Annotated in this window: 15 protein-coding genes; 8 read left to right on the forward strand and 7 right to left on the reverse strand. The window is 64.9% G+C overall.

What is annotated here, in order from left to right; all coding sequences use genetic code 11:
* Nucleotides 1-85: 85 nt before the first annotated feature.
* From GYH26_RS04760 to GYH26_RS04775, 4 genes are all read left to right on the forward strand, one after another.
* Nucleotides 86-1945 (forward strand): glutamate-cysteine ligase family protein, encoded by a 1860-nt coding sequence (locus GYH26_RS04760; RefSeq protein ID WP_161540680.1) that lies wholly within the window; start codon nucleotides 86-88, stop codon nucleotides 1943-1945.
* Between the two features lie 124 nt (nucleotides 1946-2069).
* Nucleotides 2070-3125: an efflux RND transporter periplasmic adaptor subunit gene (locus tag GYH26_RS04765; RefSeq protein ID WP_014067506.1), complete on the forward strand. Its 1056-nt coding sequence runs from the start codon at nucleotides 2070-2072 to the stop codon at nucleotides 3123-3125.
* A 14-nt stretch (nucleotides 3126-3139) separates the two neighbouring features.
* A complete protein-coding gene (locus tag GYH26_RS04770; protein ID WP_161540681.1) occupies nucleotides 3140-6229 on the forward strand; it encodes an efflux RND transporter permease subunit in 3090 nt (1029 codons plus the stop codon).
* Complete coding sequence (locus GYH26_RS04775) at nucleotides 6226-7536, forward strand: TolC family protein (protein ID WP_161540682.1); 1311 nt, start codon at nucleotides 6226-6228, stop codon at nucleotides 7534-7536. The genes GYH26_RS04770 and GYH26_RS04775 overlap by 4 nt, the downstream gene beginning before the upstream one ends.
* A gap of 282 nt (nucleotides 7537-7818) precedes the next feature.
* Here the strand turns inward: GYH26_RS04775 and GYH26_RS04780 are convergent, their stop codons facing one another.
* Entirely contained in the window at nucleotides 7819-8358 is a 540-nt protein-coding gene (locus GYH26_RS04780) for a hypothetical protein (protein ID WP_161540683.1), read from the reverse strand.
* Between the two features lie 134 nt (nucleotides 8359-8492).
* Here GYH26_RS04780 and GYH26_RS04785 point away from each other — a divergent pair, with 134 nt between their 5' ends.
* Nucleotides 8493-9614 (forward strand): mechanosensitive ion channel family protein, encoded by a 1122-nt coding sequence (locus tag GYH26_RS04785; RefSeq protein WP_161540684.1) that lies wholly within the window; start codon nucleotides 8493-8495, stop codon nucleotides 9612-9614.
* A 62-nt stretch (nucleotides 9615-9676) separates the two neighbouring features.
* Here the strand turns inward: GYH26_RS04785 and GYH26_RS04790 are convergent, their stop codons facing one another.
* The 4 genes from GYH26_RS04790 to GYH26_RS04805 are packed head-to-tail and all read right to left on the reverse strand — an operon-like array spanning nucleotide 9677 to nucleotide 12468.
* Nucleotides 9677-11311, reverse strand: a complete 1635-nt coding sequence (locus tag GYH26_RS04790; RefSeq protein WP_161540685.1) for a M28 family peptidase — start codon at nucleotides 11309-11311, stop codon at nucleotides 9677-9679.
* Entirely contained in the window at nucleotides 11277-11621 is a 345-nt protein-coding gene (locus GYH26_RS04795) for a DUF190 domain-containing protein (protein WP_012843413.1), read from the reverse strand. The genes GYH26_RS04790 and GYH26_RS04795 overlap by 35 nt, the downstream gene beginning before the upstream one ends.
* Nucleotides 11618-12007 carry a fluoride efflux transporter CrcB gene (crcB, locus tag GYH26_RS04800; protein ID WP_054686114.1) on the reverse strand — a complete coding sequence of 130 codons (390 nt, stop codon included), beginning with the start codon at nucleotides 12005-12007 and terminating at the stop codon, nucleotides 11618-11620. Before crcB ends, GYH26_RS04795 begins: the two co-directional genes overlap by 4 nt.
* A complete protein-coding gene (locus tag GYH26_RS04805; RefSeq protein WP_161540686.1) occupies nucleotides 12004-12468 on the reverse strand; it encodes a DUF1232 domain-containing protein in 465 nt (154 codons plus the stop codon). Before GYH26_RS04805 ends, crcB begins: the two co-directional genes overlap by 4 nt.
* 63 nt (nucleotides 12469-12531) lie before the next feature.
* On the opposite strand from GYH26_RS04805, the gene GYH26_RS04810 reads away from it, so the two are divergent.
* Nucleotides 12532-15495, forward strand: coding sequence for a VPS10 domain-containing protein (locus tag GYH26_RS04810; protein ID WP_161540687.1), 2964 nt, complete (start codon nucleotides 12532-12534; stop codon nucleotides 15493-15495).
* A 5-nt stretch (nucleotides 15496-15500) separates the two neighbouring features.
* Here the strand turns inward: GYH26_RS04810 and GYH26_RS04815 are convergent, their stop codons facing one another.
* Both GYH26_RS04815 and mdh read right to left on the reverse strand, forming a co-directional pair.
* Nucleotides 15501-16424 (reverse strand): cation diffusion facilitator family transporter, encoded by a 924-nt coding sequence (locus GYH26_RS04815; RefSeq protein ID WP_161540688.1) that lies wholly within the window; start codon nucleotides 16422-16424, stop codon nucleotides 15501-15503.
* Nucleotides 16425-16514: 90 nt separating this feature from the next.
* A complete protein-coding gene (mdh, locus tag GYH26_RS04820; protein ID WP_161540689.1) occupies nucleotides 16515-17453 on the reverse strand; it encodes a malate dehydrogenase in 939 nt (312 codons plus the stop codon).
* A gap of 128 nt (nucleotides 17454-17581) precedes the next feature.
* Here mdh and GYH26_RS04825 point away from each other — a divergent pair, with 128 nt between their 5' ends.
* Nucleotides 17582-18562 (forward strand): NAD(P)H-quinone oxidoreductase, encoded by a 981-nt coding sequence (locus GYH26_RS04825; RefSeq protein WP_161540690.1) that lies wholly within the window; start codon nucleotides 17582-17584, stop codon nucleotides 18560-18562.
* Nucleotides 18563-19179: 617 nt separating this feature from the next.
* Entirely contained in the window at nucleotides 19180-20736 is a 1557-nt protein-coding gene (locus GYH26_RS04830) for an apoptosis inducing factor family protein (RefSeq protein ID WP_161540691.1), read from the forward strand.
* The last annotated feature ends 26 nt before the right edge of the window (nucleotides 20737-20762 follow it).

A 20762-nucleotide genomic window follows, 5' to 3' on the forward strand; every position in this document is an offset into this window, starting at 1 on the left:
GCGGAATCATTCTGAGAGGCCGCGTTGAAAGCAGCGGCTTATATTCTATGTTCGGCGTGCTTCTGTCTTACTGTACCCGCAAGATATGGCCACGACTTCGAATGAAGCACAAGCCCTCTCGCCGTTTGCTCTGCAGCTGCTGCAAGACCTTGCGGCGCTTGCGCGGATGCTGGAGGATGGGTTGATTGAGCGGGGCGTCCGCCGGATCGGGGCCGAGCAGGAGCTGTTTCTGGTGGAGCCCTGCGGCAATCCGGCGCCGGTGGCCGAGCAGGTGCTGGCGCGTAACCGGGATCCGCACCTGGTGCCCGAACTGACGCGCTTTAACCTGGAGATCAACCTGGAGCCGGTGCTTCTGGAAGGCGACGGTCTGCGGCGCCTGGAACGACAGCTGCTGGAGCGGCTGGCCCATGCAAGAAAGCTGGCGCGCGAGCTGGGCGACGACATTGCGCTGTGCGGCATCCTGCCCACCATTCATCTCTCGGACCTGACGCGCGACAACATGACGCCCCGGCCGCGCTACGCCCGGCTTAACGAAGCCATCACGCGCCTGCGCGGTGGCCCCATTCAGTTGCAGATCACGGGTATCGACGAGCTGTTCGTGCAGTTGGACTCCATCATGGCCGAGGGCTGTAACGCCAGTTTCCAGGTGCACCTGCAGGTCGATCCGGACGCCTTTCCCCGCTTTTACAACGCCGCCCAGCTGGCCGCCGCGCCCGTGCTGGCCGCCGGGGTCAACGCCCCGGTGCTTTTCGGTAAGCGGCTCTGGCACGAGACGCGCATTGCGGTCTTCCGGCAGGCCATCGATACGCGGGGCGGCAACCTGTACCTGCGCGAAATGAGCCCACGCGTGCACTTTGGCACGGACTGGGTGCGGGAGTCAGTGCTGGAAATCTACCGCGAGGACCTGGCCCGCTTCCGGGTATTGCTCACGCCGGAGTCGCCTCCGGAAGATGCCTGGAAGGTGCTGGAACAGGGCGGCATGCCCCGGCTGGAGGCGCTGCAGCTTTTCAACGGAACGGTCTATCGCTGGAATCGGGCCTGTTATGGGGTGTCGGAGGGCCGTCCGCACCTGCGCATCGAAAACCGCGTGCTTCCTTCCGGCCCCACGCCCGCCGACGAGGTGGCCAATGCGGCCTTCTGGGTAGGGCTCGTGCTGGAGCTGGCGCACCGTGAGCCGGAGCTGCACCGGCGGATGGATTTCGACGAGGTCCGGGGCAACTTCATCGCCGCGGCCCGGCTCGGGCTGGGCGCGCATCTGACCTGGCTGGACGGCGCGCGCTGGCCGGCCCAGCGGCTCATCCTGGAGGAACTGCTGCCGATGGCGCGGGCCGGACTGCAACGCGCGGGTGTCGATCCGGCGGACATCGCCTATTATCTGGGGATCATCCGGGAGCGGGTGGAAAGTCGTCAGACCGGCGCCGAATGGCAGCTTCGTTCGCTGGCGGCAATGAAAGGGCAGGGGAGCCGCGCCGAACGCCTGGAGGCGCTGGTGCTGACCATGCAGGCCTATCAGCAGGAGAATCGGCCGGTGCATCGCTGGGAGCCGGCGCGGCTGGCCGCGGTGCGGCGGCGCGCAGCGCAGGGCAACCGCCGCGTGGAGCACGTCATGACCACCGATCTGTTCACCGTGCAGGAAGACGAGCCGCTGCAGTTCGTGGCGGCGCTGATGGACTGGAAGCAGCTGGACGCCGTGCCCGTCGAGGACGTCCACCACCGACCCGTCGGTCTGGTGCACCGTGAGGCGGTGCAGCAGGCGCTTCAGGAAAAAGATCCGACGACGGCCGTTCGGCTCGTGATGAATCCACGACCGATCGTGGTCACACCCGAAACGCCACTGACCGAGGCGATGCGGTTGCTGGAGGCGCGGAAGGCCGCGGCGCTACTGGTCGTGCACCGGGAGCAGCTCGTCGGCATGCTCACCCGCGCCGAGCTTCCCGCTTTCTGAACCGGAAAGGTGCCATTGGTGACAGCGACGTGCGTTTCATGCGGCGCGGCGGTATCGAACCGCTCGACGCGTCGTATAAAAGCGTACGGTCGTTTCTACCGGCAACAGCAACGGCACGGCTTTCATGATTCGTCGGATCGCGACAGGCCTTGTAGTGCTGCTGATCATCGCAGGGCTGGTCTATGCACGGTGGGCGCAGAACGGGCGGGAAACCGCGGCGGTGGGGCCGGCGCAGCGGGCTTTGCGGGTACAGGCCATGGTGGTGCGGCCCACTTCGGTGGCGGATCGGCTGGTCGTCACCGGTTCGGTCCTGGCGGGCGAAGCGGTCGAGTTGCATCCGGAGGTGTCCGGTCGGGTCGAGGCGTTGCTGTTTGAAGAAGGAAAGCCCGTCCGAAAAGGAGAGGTGCTGATCCGCCTCAATGACGACGAGCTGCAGGCCCAGCTGCGTCAGGTCGAGACGCGGCTGCAGCTGCTGCGCGCGCAGCTGCAACGCCAGGAGCAACTGCTCGAACGCGGCGGGGTCAGTCAGGAGACGGTCGATGCGACGCGCAGCGAGGTGCAGGTGCTCGAAGCTCAGGCCGATCTGATACGGGCACAGCTCGACAAAACGGTCGTGCGGGCACCGTTTGACGGCGTGATCGGCCTGCGCTCGATCAGCATGGGGAGTTATGTGACGCCCAGTACGCCCATCGCCCTGTTGCAGGCGCTCGATTCGGTCAAAATTGAGTTTGCCGTGCCGGAGCGCTATGCGCACCGCGTGCGGGTGGGACAGCGCGTTCGCTTTACGCTGGAGGGCCTGACGCGGACGTTCGAGGGGCGCATCTACGCGGTCGAACCCCGCATCGACGAAAGCACCCGCATGCTGCGCGTGCGGGCGCTCAGCGCCAATCCGGATCGGCTGCTGTTGCCCGGAGCCTTTGCCCGCGTGGAAATCATCTTTGAAGAAATCCCCGAGGCATTGCTCGTCCCGGCGATCGCGCTGGTGCCCGAGATGGGCCAGTATAAACTCTTTGTCTATGAGAACGGACAGGTCACGGCGCGCACCGTCGTTCCTGGCCTGCGTCTGGAAGATAGCGTACAGGTGCTCGAAGGCCTGCAACCCCGCGATACGGTGATCGTGCAGGGGGTGCAGCTGCTGCAGCCGGGCATGCCGGTCGAGATCGAACTGGTTGGAAGCTAACCGGAAGCCTCGTCATGAGCCTGTATTCCGTCAGCATCCGGCGCCCCGTTCTGGCGGTGGTGTTCTCGCTGGTGATCCTGCTTTTCGGGATCGTCAGCTTCACCTATCTGGGCGTGCGGGAATACCCGGCCGTCGATCCGCCGATCATTACGGTGGCGACCAACTACCGGGGCGCCAATGCCGAGGTGATCGAGACGCAGATCACCGAACCCCTGGAAGAGTCCATCAACGGCATCGCCGGAATTCGTTCGATCACCTCGGTAAGTCGAGACGGCCGCTCGACGATCACCGTCGAATTTGAGCTGGGGGTGGATCTGGAACAGGCGGCCAACGACGTGCGCGATCGCGTCTCGCGCGCCATGGCCAACCTGCCCCCGGACGTCGATCCGCCCATCGTTACCAAGGCCGATGCCGATGCCCAGCCGATCGTCTTTCTGAACGTCAAAAGCGACCGGCGCAATTTGCTGGAGCTGACGCGCATTGCCGAGGAGCTGTTCAAAGAACGGCTGCAGACGATCCCCGGCGTCAGCGAAGTGGACATCTGGGGGGAGAAGCGCTATGCCATGCGCATCTGGCTGGACCCTCACAAGCTGGCGGCCTACGGGCTTTCGCCCCTGGACGTGCGGGACGCGCTCCAGCGCGAAAACGTCGAGTTGCCCGCCGGACGCATCGAGGGGGGCTCGGTCGAGCTGTCGATCCGCACGCTCAGCCGCCTGCAGACGCCCGAGGAATTCAACAACCTGATTCTGAAAGAAGAAGGGGGCCGCCTGGTGCGCCTTCGGGACGTAGGGCATGCCGAGCTGGGGCCTGAGAACGAACGGACCGTCCTGAAACGCGACGGGATCCCGATGGTGGGCGTCGTGCTGCGTCCGCAGCCCGGCGCCAACTACATCGCCATCGCCGACGAGTTCTATCGCCGGCTTGAACAGATCAAAAAAGAGCTGCCCGCCGACATCGAGCTGGGCATCGGCTTCGATGTGACGGAGTACATCCGGGACTCGATCCGGGAGGTGCAGCAGACCATCTTTCTGGCGCTGGGCCTCGTCGTGCTCATCATCTTTCTGTTCCTGCGCGACTGGCGCACCACGATCATCCCCGTGCTGGTGATTCCCGTCTCGCTGATCGGAGCCTTTTTCCTGATGTATCTTTTCGGCTTTTCGATCAACGTGCTGACGCTGCTGGGCATCGTGCTGGCCATCGGGCTGGTGGTCGACGACGCGATCGTGGTGCTGGAGAATATCTACGCGAAGCTGGAGCAGGGGCGTCCTCCGGTCGAAGCGGGCATTGTCGGGACGCGGGAGATCTTCTTTGCCGTGATCGCGACGACGCTGGCGCTGGTGGCGGTCTTCATGCCGCTGCTCTTTCTGGGCGGATTGACCGGACGGCTGTTTCGGGAGTTCGGCATGACGCTCGCCGGGGCCGTGGTGATTTCGTCCTTTGTGGCGCTGACGCTGACGCCTATGTTGTCCACGCGGCTGCTGCGGGGCCACCAGGGGCATTCGTGGTTCTATTACAAAACGGAGCCTTTCTTCCAGCGCATGGCGCAGGGGTATCGGCGCTCGCTGGAGGCGTTTTTGCGGCGGCGGTGGCTGGCGTTTCCGATCCTGCTGGTGGCCGGCGGCTTGATCGTCTGGTTCATGGAAAGCCTGCCGGCCGAGCTGGTGCCCATGGAAGATCGGAGCAACATCAGCCTGTTTGCCAGCGGACCGGAGGGTGCGACCTTCGAGTACATGGATGCCTACATGGATCAACTGATCCGGATGATTCAGGAAGAGGTGCCCGAGCACGAAGCGATCATCTCGGTCACCTCGCCGGGCTTTGGCGCTTCTTCGTCGGTCAACTCGGGCTTCATTCGTCTCATTCTGAAAGATCCGGAGCAGCGCACGCGCACGCAGCAGGAGATTGCGGACTATCTGAGCCAGCGCGTGCGCGATTTTCCGGGAGCGCGGACGTTCGTCTCGCAGCCGCAGTCGATCGGCAACCGCCGGGGCGGATTGCCCGTGCAGTACGTGCTCCAGGCGCCCAATTTGGAAAAGCTGCGGGAGGTACTGCCGCGCTTTCTGGAAGCGGCCGAAAAGGATCCGACCTTTACGTTTGTGGACGTCGATCTGAAATTCAACAAGCCCGAGCTGCGGCTGCAGATCGACCGGGCGCGGGCCCGGCAGGCTGGCGTTTCGGCGCTGGACATTGCGCAGACGCTGCAACTGGCCCTGAGCGAGCAGCGGATCGGCTACTTCGTGATGAACGGCAAGCAGTACCAGGTGATCGCGCTCCTGCAGCGCGAAAACCGCAACGATCCGCTGGATCTGCGGACGCTCTACGTGCGCAATGCGCGGGGCGAGCTGATTCCGCTGGACAATCTGGTCTCGCTCTCGGAAGAGAGCACGCCGCCCCAGCGCTACCGGTTTGACCGCTACGTTTCGGCCACCGTGTCGGCCGCCCTGGCACCGGGCAAGACGATCGGGGATGGCATTGCCGCCATGGACGCCATCGCCGAGCGCGTCCTGGACGAAACGTTCTCGACGGCGCTGAGCGGCCCTTCGCGTGACTTTGCCGAAAGCTCGCGCAGCCTGCTGTTCGTCTTTCTGTTTGCGCTGGCGCTGGTGTACCTGATTCTGGCGGCCCAGTTCGAAAGCTTCCGGGATCCGTTCGTGATCATGCTGACGGTGCCGCTGGCGCTGGCCGGGGCGTTGCTGGCGCTGTGGTATTTCCGACAGACGCTGAACATCTTCAGCGAGATCGGCATGATCATGCTGATCGGACTGGTTACGAAGAACGGGATTCTGATCGTCGAGTTTGCCAAACAGCGCAAAGCCGCCGGGCTCCCGGTGCTGGAGGCGATCAAAGAAGGGGCGTCCGCACGCTTCCGGCCGATTCTGATGACGAGCATTTCGACGATTCTGGGCATTCTGCCCATTGCGCTGGCGCTGGGGGCCGGCTCCGAGAGTCGGATGCCCATGGGGATTGCGATCATCGGCGGCATGGTGATCGGAACGCTGCTGACGCTGTACGTCATCCCGGCCATTTACACCTATCTGACGCGCGAAACGACCCGGACGCCGGCGGCTGTCGACGAACCCAAGCTGGAAGCGACCGAAGCATGAGTCGGATTGCCTGTGTGCTCTGTGTACTGGGCCTGCTGGTGACAGGCGTGCGGCATGCAGTGGCCCAGCCGCTTCTGACCCTCGATGAAGCGCTCGAACTGGCCCGCCGACGCAACCCTTCGGTGCAGGTGAGCCGGCTGCAGGCCCGGCAGGCTGAGAACAATTATGCGCTCGGGACGGCGGGCTTCTGGCCGCAGCTTTCTTTCAGCATGGGATGGACCGGAAGCCTGACCAACACCCGGCAGCAGTTTCTGACCAACCCGGAACCGGTCGTGCGGAACGGCGCACAGGCGCGACGCCTGGATGGCGGCCTGCAGCTGCGCTGGACGATTTTCGATGGACTGGGGCAGTGGGCCCGTTATCGCCGGCTCGAGGCCGAGGCCACCCGGGCTGAAGCCGACGTCCGCGCCACCACCAATGCGCTGCTGGCCGAGGTCGCCATCGCCTACTACAATCTGGTGCGGCTCCAGCAGCAGCGCGAGGTGCTCGCATCGACCGTGGCGATTTCGACCGAGCGTCTGGAAATTGCCCGGATGCGCTACAACCTGGGCGCCGCCTCCCGACTGGAAGTGAGTCGGGCTCAGGTCGATCTCAATGCGGACCAGGCCGCCTTGCTGCGGCAGGAAGTGCTGCTGGCGCAGGAACGGGCTGCGTTCAACGAACTGCTCGGGCGCGATCCCGGAACGCCTTTCCGCACCGTCGATTCGATCCGCGTCGATCCTTCGCTGACGCTTCCGGCCCTGCACGAGGCGGCCCGGGAGCGCAATCCCATGTTGCAACAGGTCCGGGCTGCGGTGTCCCTGACGCACCATGCCCTGCAGGAACTGCGAGCCGAGCGGTGGCCGCAGCTGGATCTGATCGCCGGCTACACGTACACCAACCTGCATTCCGAAAGCGGCTTCATGCAGGAAAGCCGCACCTTCGACTTCAGCTATGGACTGAGTCTGTCGCTGACGCTGTTTGACGGCTGGAATCGGCGACGCCGCATAGAAAATGCCCGGCTGAACTACCAGGCCAATCAGGTCCAGCTGGAGCAGGTGCAACGATCGATCGAAACGGCGCTGGCCCAGCAGTACGCCGCCTATCAGCGCTACCTGGAGCTGATTACGCTGGAGCAGGACAACCTGGAGGCAGCCCGTCTGAACGTGGAGGTGGCGCTGGAGCAGTTTCGACTGGGAACGATCTCTTCGGTGGAATTGCGAGAAGTGCAGCAGGCCCTGCTGCAGGCGGAAGAGCGTCTGGTCAACGCCCGCTACGAGGCCAAGGTCGCCGAAATTCGCCTGCGCCAGCTGGCCGGCCAGTTCTGAGACGATGGCCCGGACATCGGGGTACAGGGGGCGGCATCCCATGATCACACCCGGTTTCCCGCCCTGAAAGCGCGGGCGCACCCTGCGATGCGCCCCTACCAGACCAACCACGACGTTTCCATCAGGTAGGGGCGGACCGCGGTGTCCGCCCTGTCATACCGCCGGATCACGTCCGGCACATGAGGGGCGCCGTCATGCACCGGTGAATCAGCGATCCCCGAAAAAAACGTCTTCGGAAGATCGATTCCGAAGACGTTCAGGCATGCGAAGCGCCGGTTCGCTTCAGTCTTTTTCCTCGTCGTCCTCGAGATCCTCGTCCTCGAAGTCCTCTTCGTCGAATTCGTCTTCGTCGAACTCGTCGTCCTCCTCCTCGTCGTCGAATTCGTCCTCGTCCAGTTCCTCATCCAGGTCTTCGTCGAGCGTTTCGTCCGGCACCACCGCATCGACTTCGGCCTCCTCTTCGTCCTCGAGTCCGCCCAGGATGGTTTCCATCGTGTCGGGCTCCGGCTCGGGCGTGCGGGGACGATGGCGCTGCTGCAGTTCGGCCTTAAGTTCCGGCACCAGCTCGTAGATGAGGCCCAGATGGTGCTTGCCCGTCTGCACCACCAGGCCCAGCTTGATCATGGCCTGGGCGACGTCGTAAGGGCACATCTCGTAGCCCTTGCCCCGCAGGTAGAAGTTGGCGTTTCGCCGCTCGGTGCCCACAATGAGCACATAGCCCCGCGCCAGCTTGTTCTTGGCGTGGTTGATCCATTTGTCCTTGGAGACGGTGGGGCCTACGCGTCGCTCTGGTTCTGGCTGATAGTCGCTGACCGGTTCCATACGCCGCAGGGTTGGGAAAATCCTGTTGAAAGAGCAGCACCATCAACCGCAACAAAAAGTCCCTGTTCCTGAAGGGAAGGAGATCCTTTATATTTTTCGAGCACGTGAACGCGCGAACCAATCCGTGGAGGAGCATGCTTCTGGGATTGCAGCTCAATGAACTGGGACAGACCATGATTGCCGGCGCACCGCTCCTTGAATGGCTCAAGGCTATCGGGGTGTGGGCGGCGCTTTCGGTGGTGTTCATCGTGGTGCAGCGGGTGCTGGCAGGCCGGATCGAAGCGCTGGCCACGCGCACCCGCACGAACATCGACAACATCATCGCGAACATCCTGCGCCAGACGCGCGCCTACTTCCTGGTGGGTCTGGCCTTTTATGCGGCGGTGGCCATCGTGCAATTGCCCCGGCCGGTCGTCCAGTGGGGCGGGCGCATCGCCTTCGTGCTGCTGCTGTTGCAGCTCATCCGCTGGGGAAGCGGGCTCATCACGTTTTACGTGGAGCGCTATCGCCAGCAGAAGCTCGAAGAAGACCCGGCCGCCGTCACCTCGATGCAGGCGCTGGGCTTCATCGGGCGGCTCGTGCTCTGGACCATCGTGCTGCTGGTGGCGCTGGACAACTTCGGCGTGGACATCACGGCGCTTATCGCCAGCGTCGGCATCGCCGGCGTCGCCATCGGCCTGGCCGTACAGAACATCCTGGGCGATCTGTTCGCCTCGCTGTCGATCGTGCTCGACAAACCTTTCGTGGTGGGCGACTTCATCATCATCGACAACTACATGGGCACGGTCGAGCACATCGGCCTCAAGTCCACACGCATCCGCAGCCTCACCGGCGAGCAGCTCGTCTTTTCCAACAGCGATCTGCTCAACAGCCGCATTCGCAACTATAAGCGCATGCAGGAGCGGCGCATCGTGTTCACGGTGGGCGTGGTCTATCAGACGCCGAAGGAAAAGCTGGAAAAGATCCCGCAGATCATCCGCGAGATCATCGAGGCGCAGGAGATGGTGCGCTTCGACCGGGCGCACTTCAAGGAGTTCGGCCCTTCGTCGCTCAACTTCGAGGTGGTCTACTGGGTGCTCGATCCGGACTACACGCTCTACATGAACATCCAGCAGGCCATCAACCTGGCGCTGTTTGAGCGCTTCCAGCAGGAGGGAATCGAGTTTGCCTACCCGACGCAGACGCTCTTTGTCTATCCGATGAAGCCGGTCGAGGTCGCCGCCCCGCAGGATGCCGATGCACGCGCCCGGGCCTGAATGCAAAAAGGGCGGGTCCGACGACCCGCCCTGAGGTCTGGAAGGCGTTCCGTCGCTCCAGCTCAGTGGGTACCTTCGGGCATCGGCAGCGGCTTTCGGGGAAGGCGCTCGTCGCGCTCGGCCGCGTGGTAGGCGAAGGCGGCGATGATCGTGGCGGCCTGCTTCAGGTCGTCTTCGATCACGTGGTCGAGGACGTCCATGTTCGAGTGGTGCGTGCGCGTGCCGTAGGCCAGGTGGTCCTGAATGAACTGAAAGCCGGGCAGGCCCACGGCGTCGAACGACAGGTGGTCGGTGCCGCCCGTGTTGCGGAGCGAGAGCGTGGCCGCGCCCAGATCGTGGAAAGGCGCCAGCCAGGCCCGGAAGATCGGGGCCACGGCTTCGTTGCCCTGCAGATAGACGCCCCGGATCTTGCCGCCGCCGTTGTCCAGGTTGAAGTAGACCGAGAACTTTTCGTGCTCGGGCTTGAGGCGGCCCGGGGGCTGGCCCCAGCCGCGTAGCTCGGCGAAATGCTGATCGACATAGGCGCGGGAGCCCAGCAGACCCTGCTCCTCGCCGGTCCAGAGCGCCAGCCGGATCGTGCGGCGCGGGCCGCGGCCCAGCCGATCGTAGACCGCCTTCAGGATGCGCATGGCCTCCATCATGACGGCCGAGCCGGCCGCGTTGTCGGTGGCACCGGTGCCCGCGTGCCACGAGTCGAAGTGCGCACCGAGCATCACCACCTCGTCGCCGATCCGGGGATCGGTGCCGGGCAGCTCGGCGATCAGGTTGTATTCGTACGGATCGTCGTCGTTGAACGACACGTCGAGATCCAGCGTCATCTCGACCCGGAAGCCGCGCTCGAGCAGCCGATAGATGCGGTTGTAGTGCTCGACGGCCACGGTGAACTGGGGGATGACCCGGACGCCCGGCTCCCAGGGACCGGGACGTTCGTACCAGGGCGTGCCGGGCGCTGCAGGCACGTCGGCCGCATCGACGAACACGGTGCCGTAGTCGCCCCGGTAGCCACGGTCGAGGATGGCCAGCGGCTGCTCCTCGTAGAGAAACTGCAGGCGGCGCTGGGCCAGTTCGAGCTGGCGTAGCACTTCCGCACTGTAACGGCGGCCGCCGCCTTCGGGACGGGCCGCGTTGGCCAGCGCCAGCAGGTCTTCGGCATCGCGCCGCCGCGCCAGCGGCTCGAAGGGTTCCTTGAGCTCCCGGGGCGGCTCCAGCAGTACGATCTTCCCACGCAGCTTGCCCCGGTAGGCGGCAAACGCGCTGGTGTCTTCCACGTCGAAGCGCACCACCTCGGCCGTGACGGGGCCGTCGATGTCGGGCGACCAGGCCTTCGGGTAGGCCAGCACCGGGAAGGCGACGGGCGCGGTCACCTCGGCCCGCACGTGGTGCAGCGTCCAGCCGCGCCCGAACGGTCCCCACGGCTCGCGATGGACGTTCGCCAGCCCCCAGCTTTCCAGCCGACGGGCAGCCCAGGCCATCGCGCTGTCGAGCAGCGGCGAGCCCGTCAGGCGCGGGCCGTACACGTCGGTCAGCCAGAACATCGTCGCCATCACCTGGCTCCGCTCCAGCCCCTCCTCACGGATAAGGCGAACGGCCAGCGTATCGACCGGCTCCTGGGCCCGCAGCGGGATCACCCATAGCAGGGCCATCAGGAGCCAGCCTGTGTGCTTAATCTTCCGAACGGTGGCGATAGCGGATAACATGAGCCTTCTCCATGGTAATGAGTCCTTCCTGTACGACCTCGTCCAGGAAAGGTAAGATTTTCTGGATGTTTTCTTCCGTATCGACGATCTCGACCACCACGGGCAGGTCCTCGGAGAGCCGGAGCAGTTTGGCCGTGTGGACGCGGCTGGAGGCCCCGAAGCCCATGATTCCGCGCAGCACGGTGGCGCCGGCCAGATTCAGCTCGCGGGCCTTGAGCACGATCTGTTCGTAGAGCGGCCGCCCGTGGTAGCGGTCGGTCTCGCCGATGAAAATGCGCAGCAGGACGCCTTCGGCGGGTAGCTTCGTCATGGCATGCCTCCCAGATGCAGCAACAGGCGGGCGGTCAGAAAACCCAGCGCGACGCACAGCAGGCCGGCCAGACTGCTTCCCAGCAGGTTCAGCAGACCCAGCACCAGCTCGCCGTCGCGCAGCAGGTTGAAGCTTTCCAGTCCGTACGTGGAAAAGGTAGTAAACGCCCCGAAAAATCCCACGAAAACCAGCGGGGGAATCGGGGTTGGCAGCGGGACCGCCTCCGAAAGCGCCCAGAGCAGTCCGAGCCCGTAGCAGCCGGTCAGGTTGACCACCAGCGTGCCCCAGGGGAAGGCCGGTCCCAGCCAGGCGTAGACCAGCCCGGAAAGCGCGTAGCGGGCAAGCGCCCCGAGGGCGCCGCCCAGGGCGATCAGCAGCAGCTTCATGCGTGTCGGCGTCCGTTGTTGCGGCTACGCAGCGCCTCCCATTGACGGAAGCGTTCGAGGTCGGCCTGAATGGCGCGGGCCACGGCGGCAATGACGGCCACGTCGTCCACGAGACCCAGGCCCAGCAGAGCGTCCGGCAACAGATCGGCCGGATTGACGAAGTAGGCGAGTGCGGCCGCAGCGTAAAGCAGCGAGCGCCAGGGGACGACCCGGTATTCCCGGCGCGCCCAGGCATGCACCATGCGCAGCAGCGTCTGCAGTTCGCCGCGTACCTGCACCAGCGCGGCCTCGCGGTGGGCCAGCCGACGCGAAGCGTGCAACACCAACCGCATCAGCCGACTCCGACGGGATAGCGAACGCCGGGCCGTGCGCAGCGCCAGCTTGAAAGCCCGCGTGCGCAAAGGCGGCCGGGCCAGCACTTCGGACGACATCGCGCGTGTTTCCAGATCAGGCAGGGGCATGGCAAAAAATAAGACGATCTCGTAGTTTCTGCTGACCCCGAAACGTACCGGAATATAAAAACCATGAGAAAGCGCATAAAATCACGGTATCGCGGCCTTTTCGGCCTGCTGCTCGGCCTGGTACTGACCTCGGCACAGGCGCAGGAACAGGCGCCGGTGCCACCTACCCCGGCCGACGTGCGGCTCCGGTCGTTTCAGGAGCGTATGGCACGGGTGGAACGCTCGCTCGTGCGCAACGTGCCCTTCCGCAGCATCGGCCCGACCATCATGAGCGGCCGTGTGGTGGACGTGGACGTCAACCCGGACGACCCGACCGAATTCTACGTGGCCTACGCCTCGGGCGGCCTCTGGAAGACCGAAAACAACGGCATTTCCTTCCGGCCGCTTTTCGACCGCGGGGCGACGATGACCATTGGCGACATTGCCGTAGACTGGGCGCATGGCGAGACGATCTGGGTGGGCACGGGCGAAAGCAACTCCAGCCGCTCTTCCTACGCGGGCACGGGCATCTATCGCTCCACGGACGGTGGCCGCACCTGGGAGCATCTGGGCCTGGCCGAAACGCACCACATCGGCCGCATCGTGATCCACCCGGACGATCCCAACACGGTCTGGGTAGCGGCCGTCGGCCATCTCTATTCGCCGAATCCCGAACGCGGCGTCTACAAGACCACGGACGGCGGCCGCACCTGGCGGCGTGTGCTTTACGTGGACGACAACACCGGAGCCATCGACCTGGCCATCGACCCGACCAACCCGAACGTGCTCTACGCGGCGATGTGGCATCGGGAACGCCGCGCCTGGAACTTCGTCGAGGCGGGTCCCGGCTCGGGCATCTTCAAATCGACCGACGGCGGCGAAACCTGGCAGCGCCTCAACGTCGAGGGCAGCGGCTTCCCGACGGGCGAGGGCGTCGGTCGCATCGGACTGGCCCTCTATCCGAAGAATCCGCAGATTCTCTATGCACTGCTCGACAACCAGTACCACCGCCCCGAGGAAGAAGCGGAGCAACCCGCGCTGACCAAGGAAGACTTTCTGGAGATGAGCCGGGAGGCCTTTCTGGCGCTGTCGGACGATTCGCTGGAGGCTTTCCTCCGGGAAAACGGCTTCCCGCGCGAGTACACGGCAAAGCGGGTGAAAGAGATGGTGCGGCGCGGCGAAATCGAGCCGCGGGCGCTCTACGACTACCTGACCGACGCAAACCGGGAGCTGTTCGAGACGCCCGTCATCGGCGCCGAGGTCTATCGCTCGGACGACGGCGGCCGCACCTGGCGCCGCACGCACGAAGGCTACCTGGACAACGTGTACTTTTCCTATGGCTATTATTTCGGCCAGATCCGGGTCGATCCGAACGACCCCGACCACGTCTACATCATGGGCGTGCCGATCCTGGTCTCGGACGACGGCGGCCGTACCTGGCGCTCGATCAACGAGGAGAACGTGCATGTGGACCACCATGCGCTCTGGGTCAACCCGAACCGGCCGGGCCACCTGGTCAACGGCAACGACGGGGGCGTGAACCTGACCTATGACGACGGCCAGACCTGGTTCAAGGCCAACACGCCTCCGGTGGGACAGTTCTATTCGGTGGCGGTCGACAGCGCCCGGCCTTACAACGTCTACGGCGGTCTGCAGGACAACGGCGTCTGGGTCGGCCCCAGCACCTACGAGTTCAGCTACGAATGGTACGCCGAGGGCCGCTATCCCTACGAGCGGCTGCTGGGCGGCGACGGCATGCAGGTGCAGGTCGATCCGCGCACGAACGACATCGTCTATGCGGGCTTTCAGTTCGGCAACTACTTCCGGATCGAGCGCAAAACGGGTCGGCGCGTGCCCATCAAGCCCCGCCACAAGCTGGGCGAGCGGCCGCTTCGATTCAACTGGGAGACGCCCATTTTCCTGTCGCGCCACCATCCCGACATCCTGTACCTGGGCTCGAACAAGCTCCACCGCTCCTTCAACCGGGGCGACGACTGGGAGACGATCTCGGGCGACCTGACGCGCGGCGGACGCAAAGGCGACGTGCCCTACGGCACGCTCACGACGATCGCCGAGTCGGAGCTTCGCTTCGGGCTCATCTACGTGGGCAGCGACGACGGCCTGGTGCACGTAACGCGCGACGGCGGCGTCACCTGGCAGCGCATTTCCGACGCGTTGCCGCAGCACCTGTGGGTGAGCCACGTCGAACCCTCGCAACACGTCGAAAGCCGCGTCTACGTGGCACTCAACGGGTACCGGTGGGACGACTTCACGCCCTATCTCTACCGCTCCGAAGATTACGGGCTGCACTGGACGCGCATCGGGACCGATCTGCCCTACGAGCCGATTAACGTCGTGCGGGAGGATCCCTACAACCCGGACATCCTCTACGTGGGCACCGACGGCGGGCTTTACGTGTCGCTCGACGGCGGGCGCTCGTTCATGCCCTTCTACGAGGGGTTGCCGCATGCGCCCGTGCACGACCTGGTCATCCACAAGCGGGAGCGCGATCTGGTGGTGGCCACGCACGGCCGCTCGCTCTACGTGGCCGACCTGGAGGAGGTCGAGCAACTCACGCCGGAGCTGCTCCAGCGGCCGCTGCACGTGTTCGCGATTGACACGCTCCAGCGCAATCCGAACTGGGGCCGCATCCGGGCCGTCTGGATGCCGCCCGACACGCCCGCCGTACGGATTCCGTACTACAGCCGCGAGGCCGGTCCGGTGACGATCCGGGTGCTGACCGAAGACGGCCTGCTGCTGGCCGTGCGCACCGACACGGCCGAGGTCGGGCTGAACTACCCGGTCTATGATCTGACGATCGACACGACGCAGGTGGCCGCGTTCAACGCGCAGCGCGAGGAGAAAGCACAGGTGAAGGTGGCCGACAACGGCCGCTACTATCTGCCGCCGGGCACCTATACGGTGGAGCTGGTGCGCGGTGCGGCCACGGCCCGCGGCCGACTGGTGGTGCAACGCAGTCGCCGCGATCGCTTTCAGATGCTTCCGCGCGTTGAGCCCGAGATGGAATGGTATCTTGAGCGCTACTGAAAAAATTACTGGCGGGCCGGCAGGGGGTCGTGGCAGGGCGGCGCCGAGGCTTCCTCGCAGCAGGGATGGCTTTCGAATTCGAGGGTCACGTGCCCGATCCCGTACTGCTCGCGCAGCCGCTGCTTCAATGCCCGCTTGATCTGTTCCATCCGGGGCAGGTCGGCTTCGTCGACGACCACGTGCGCCTCGAAGGCCAGGTGGTGTTCGTCGAGCTGCCAGATGTGCACGTGGTGCACGTCGCGTACATGCGCCATCTGGCGCAGATCGGCGGCAATGTGCCGGGGGTCCAGATTCTCCGGCGTGCCTTCCATCAGAATGTGGGTAGTCTGTCGGAGAAGCTTCAGACTCAGCAAGGCGATATAGACGGCGATGCCGATCGTGATGACCGGGTCCACCCAGTAGGCGCCCCAGAGCAGGATGGCGATGCCGCCCAGGATGACGGCCACCGACGAAACGGCGTCCGAAATGATGTGCAGAAAAGCGCTGCGAATGTTCAGACTCTCATGAGCGTCCCGGTATAAGAGTACGGCCGTGAGCACGTTGGCCACCAGGCCGATTGTAGCCACCGTCAGCATGACGGGCGCGTCGATGGGCTGAGGCGCCAGCAGGCGGTCGATTGCCTCTTTGACGAGAAAGAGCGCGATGACCACCAGTGTCACCAGGTTGACGAACGCGCCCACGATCTCGGCGCGGCGATAGCCGAACGTCTTACGTGCGTTGGGCCGGCGGCGGGTCAGGCGGCGGGCCACGTAGCTGACCCCCAGCGAGGCCGTGTCGTTCAGGTTATGCACGGCGTCGGAGAGCAGCGCCAGACTGCCCGCCAGCAAGCCCCCGACGATCTCGGCCACCGAGATGAGCAGGTTCAGGCCGATCGAAAGCACGAGCCGACGGTGGCTCCCATCGTGCGCGTGTGTGTGAACGTGTGCCATGCGACAGGCGCTACGCTTTTTGCGCGCCTACGAGCAGGAAAAAGCCGGAGTTCCGCACCCTTCAGCTAATGCGGAACTCCGGCTTTTCGTTCAGCTCGCTGCCGCTTCGATACGCTCCAGGTCCTGAATGCCTTTGCGCACGTGCTCGGCCGAGGCTTCGAGCAGCTTACGCTCCTCTTCGTTCAGCTCCACTTCGATGATCTCCTCAACGCCGTTGCGGCCCAGCCGCACGGGCACCCCGATGAACAGGTCCTTCAGCCCGTACTGGCCGTTCACGTAGGCGGCGCAGGGCAGGATGCGCTTCGCGTCCTTCACGATGGCTTCGACCATCTCGGCCGCCGCCGCGCCCGGCGCGTACCAGGCCGAAGTGCCCATCAGCTTGACGATTTCGCCGCCGCCGAACTTCGTGCGCTCGACGATCGCGTCGATTTTCTCTTTGGGTAGCAGCTGCGTGATCGGGATGCCGCTGACCGTGGCGTAGCGGGGCAGCGGGACCATCGAGTCGCCATGACCGCCCATCAGCAGCGCCTGCACGTCGCGCACCGAAACGCCCAGCTCCAGTGCGATGAACGTGCGGAAGCGGGCCGTGTCGAGCACGCCGGCCATGCCCATCACGCGATGGCTCGGAAAGCCGCTCGTCTTGTAAGCCACGTAGGTCATTACGTCGAGCGGGTTCGACACGACGATGATGATGGCGTTCGGACTGCCCTTGACGAACTGCTCGGTGACCGAGCGCACGATCTTCGCGTTGATCGCCAGCAGGTCGTCGCGGCTCATGCCCGGTTTGCGCGGCGAGCCGGCCGTGATCACGCAGATGTCCGAGCCCTCCGTGTCTTTGTAGTCGTTCGTGCCGATGATGCGCGTGTCGTAGCCGTGGATGGGCGCGGCCTCCTGCATGTCGAGCGCCTTGCCCTGCGGCAGCCCTTCGACGATGTCCACGAGCACGACTTCTTTGACCATGTCCTTGCGGGCCACGCACTCGGCCACGGTAGCCCCCACGTTGCCCGCTCCGATGACGGTAACTTTCATGGCTCCTCGCTGGCTTTGGTGAACGCGATGGTTGTCTTTTTGCTAAAAATAGTACGAAGCGACCGAAAAGAAAGGTGCTGCTGTGTAAATTGCCGGCAAAGCCTCGAATTATCGCGGTGGTGAACGACATGCGAGCCATTCTGGTCAGCGAACCGGGAGGTCCTGAAAAACTCTATCTGGGGGAATATCCCACGCCCGCGCCCGGCCCGGGCGAACTGCTGGTGCGCGTGCGGGCCACGTCGCTCAACCGCGCCGATCTGTTGCAGCGGGAAGGGAAGTATCCGCCGCCGCCCGGCGCCAGTCCGATTCTGGGGCTGGACGTGGCCGGGACGGTGGCTGCGCTGGGACCCGGCGTGACGGGCTGGCAGGTGGGCGACCGCGTGTTCGGGCTCGTCGAGGGCGGGGGCTACGCCGAATACGCCGTGCTGCCGGCCGGGATGGCCATGCGCATTCCGGACAACCTGTCGTTCGAGGAGGCCGCCGCCGTTCCCGAGGTGTTTCTGACGGCCTATCAGGCGCTCTGCTGGCTGGGACAGCTGCAGCGAAACGAGCACGTGCTCATCCATGCCGGCGCAAGTGGCGTGGGAACGGCCGCCATCCAGCTGGCGCGGCGCCTCGGCGCGCACGTGCACGTCACCGCCTCGGCCGCCAAGCACGAAGTCTGCCGGGCGCTGGGTGCCGAAACCACCATTGACTACCATACCGAAAACTTTGCCGCGCGGGTGCAGGAAGCAACCGGCGGAACCGGAGCGCACGTGATCGTCGATTTCGTCGGGGCGCCTTATCTGGAGCCCAACCTGCAATGTCTGGCCGTGGACGGACGGATCGTGCTGCTGGCCACGATGGGCGGCAGTCGCGTTGCGTCGTTCGACCTGCGGCTGCTTTTTGCGCGGCGGGCGCACCTGATGGCCTCCACGCTCCGCAACCGCCCGCGCGACTACAAGGTGCGGCTGACGCAGGCGTTCGCCGAGCGCTTCCTGAGCGACTTTGCCGAAGGCCGGCTGCGGCCCGTGATCGACCGCATCTACGACTGGACGGAAGTAGCCGAGGCGCATCGCCGCATGGAGGCCAATCTGAACGTGGGCAAGATCGTGCTTCGCATTGCTTGAGGCGGCCACGCGCGACCGCCCGCGCCCGATGTTCGGGGCGGACCCTGAGGGTTCACTCCTGCGAGGTGGGGGCATTTTTTCCGGCAGGGGCGCGCCAGGGTGTGCGCCCATGATTTTTGATCATCAGTTTGCTGGACAGGTACGCGCGCTTGTGGTAGAACTTATCCGGAAAACAAGGGAAGAACTGGTAAACTGGTGCTTTGCGCTGCGTGCCAGAAGCACTGGTTTGTAGAACTTATATGATTTCCCGGAAATCATAGTGCATGTGAGAAAGCACGGGCGCACACGGCGGTGCGCCCCTACAGATCCTTGGCGTTTTCCCTATCCCGTAGGGGCGGACCCCTGTGTCCGCCCGATCATACCCGCCGGATCACGTCCGCCACACGGGGTGTGGCCTCCTCATGCACCAGTAAATCAGCGATCCCATATGACTTCCAGTCCGGCATAAGCGATAGCGGGGTGCCCAAACAGAAGCCTTTGCAGCGCAGGGTAAGCAGGGTGGGCTTCAGACGGCCGCCTGTTTCGTAACCGGATGGTTGAAGCCGGGGGCTGGACCTTCGGAACCAGGTGGGTTATCTTCTGAAAAGCTTTTCTGTTGAAACAAACACCTGCCTGCCATGCCGATCTATCCGGTTGCCCGCGTCGATGAGCTGGCCGATGGCCAGATGAAACAGGTGAAAGCGGGCGAGACGGAACTGCTGCTGGTGCGACTGGACGGTCAGTTTTACGCGCTGGGAGCCCGCTGCACGCACTACGGGGCCCCGCTTGCGACGGGCGCGCTTCATGGCGAACGGATCATCTGTCCCTGGCACCATGCCTGCTTCCACGCGCGAACCGGCGAGCATCTGGAGCCGCCGGGGATGGATCACCTGCCGCGCTTTCCGGTGCGCGTCGAGAACGATCAGGTGCTGGTGGAATTGCCCGACACGGTGGAAGGCCGACGGGCACCGGCGCTGGTCCGACGCGATCCGCAGGAGGCGCGCACCTGCGTGGTGGTCGGATCGGGCTGTGCGGGCGCCTATGCGGTCGAGGCCGTCCGGGCGGAGGGCTTTCGGGGACGTGTGGTTTGGGTAGCCGGCAGCGAGTTTCCGCCGATCGATCGGCCGAACCTGAGCAAAGAATACCTGGCGGGCGAGGCGCCCGAAGAGTGGATGCCGCTGCGCGATCCGTCCTTTTACGAGGCGGCGGACATCGAAGTGGTGCAGGGACGGCCGGCCGCCGCGCTGGACGCCGCCGCGAAAACCATTACGCTGGCCGATGGCGAGGTGCTGCGCTACGACGTGGCCGTCGTGGCGCCGGGCGCCCGGCCGCGCCGGCTGGAGGTGCCGGGGGCTGAACTGGCGGGCATCTTCACGCTGCGCACCATCGAGGATAGCCGGGCCATTCGCGCGGCGGCCCGCGAGGCCCGGCGGGCGGTGGTCGTGGGGGCCAGTTTCATCGGGATGGAGGTCGCGCAAAGCCTGCGGCATCTCGGGCTGGAAGTGACCGTCGTGGCGCCAGAATCGGTGCCGTTCGAGCGCACGCTCGGCGTGGAGGTCGGACGCGTGCTGCAGACGCTGCATGAGGAAAACGGCGTGGCGTTTCGGCTGGGGCATACCGTACAGGCTTTCGAGGGTACGGATCGGGTGCAGCAGGTCGTGCTGAATGGCGGCAGTCGGCTTGCGGCCGAGCTGGTCGTGGTGGGCGTGGGCGTGCAGCCGGCCACGGATTTTGTGCAGGGCGTGCAGAAAGCCCCGGACGGCAGCATTATCGTGGATGCCTTTTTGCAGGCGGCCGACGGGCTGTTTGTGGCCGGCGATGCCGCCCGCTTCCCCGACTGGCGCACGGGCACGCCGATCCGGATCGAGCACTGGCGACTGGCCGCGCAGCACGGGCGCCTGGCCGGTGCCAATGCAGCCGGAGCGCGTCGTGCCTACCGGGGCGTGCCGTTCTTCTGGACGCGCCAGTTCGGCGTGAGCCTGCAGTACCTGGGCTACGTGGACGCCTGGGACGAGGTGGTGCTCGACGGCGACCCGTCGGCCCGGAAGTTTCTGGCCTTTTATCTTCGCGGTGAACAGGTCTGGGCCGTAGCCGGCATGGGCCGCGGCTACGAAATGGCCCGCCTGCACGGCCTGTTGCTGGAGGAGGGGCTGCCCGTCCTGGAAAGCGTGCGCGCCCACCTGCTCAACCGCTGATTTTGGCAGTTCGGTCAGGTATTTTG

It is taken from the genome of Rhodothermus marinus (assembly GCF_009936275.1).
GTDB classification, from domain to species: domain Bacteria; phylum Bacteroidota; class Rhodothermia; order Rhodothermales; family Rhodothermaceae; genus Rhodothermus; species Rhodothermus marinus_A.